This is a genomic window from Bartonella sp. TS25HLJMH (assembly GCF_042193505.1).
Lineage (GTDB): Bacteria > Pseudomonadota > Alphaproteobacteria > Rhizobiales > Rhizobiaceae > Bartonella > Bartonella grahamii.
Genome location: NZ_JBHILV010000094.1, coordinates 1 through 784 on the forward strand (window position 1 = coordinate 1; position 784 = coordinate 784).

At 47.2% G+C, this 784-nt stretch carries 1 protein-coding gene; it reads right to left on the reverse strand.

Annotated elements, in window-relative coordinates:
• Positions 1–784: S49 family peptidase (locus tag ACFINF_RS09425; RefSeq protein ID WP_375620618.1), on the reverse strand; the 784-nt coding region annotated here is incomplete at both ends.

Below are 784 nucleotides of genomic sequence, written 5' to 3' on the forward strand. Positions count from 1 at the left end.
TCTTCTTCATCGTCGAAGTCTTCGGCGTTTTTGTCGATGTCACTATCGTCTTCGTCCTCTTCCTCGTCATTGATGATGTCGACGATCTTTTCATCTTCCTCTTCTTCAGCGCGGTATTTTGTGCGTGCCATGTGTTTTGTCCTTCTTTTGTTGCTGTTGAGGTTTGTGATATGGAATCCGTTAAGGCTTCCAAAGCTTGCGCAAGGGTGCCTTGCACATCTGCTAATCCAAGTTTGAGAGCTTGGGTGCCTATAAAAGTTTCTGCTTTTGTGTCACGAATTGCATCAGCATTTAAGCGTCTGTTTTGCGCCACCAAATCGACAAACATCTCGTAGAGCAGGGCGCAATCGGCTTGCATTTTTATCTGTGCTGTATCGCTCAAGGGTTCATGAGGATTGCCATGAACTTTGTGATCACCTTCAAAGACAAAGGTCCATTTATGCCCGTGTTTTTCATCTGCACGGGATTGGTCAAGATGGGCGCAAACAACCCCAATCGAGCCCACAACCCCTGTACGAGCTACCCATATTTGAGAAGCAGCACAAGCAATGGCATAAGCCGCTGAACAGGCAAACTCATTGGCATGCGCCCAAATGGGCTTGTCGTATTGTTTTGAGAGTGTTTGAAACTCTTCAACTAAATCAAACACACCGCCGGCTTCTCCACCGCCGCTGTCAATATCAAGTAAAACAGCGCGAACATCAGGCTGTGCAATGGCTTCACGAAAAGAAGCCCTTAAACCTTCATAAGAGGTTAGCCCCGATAAAGCCCCAAGCCATGCACC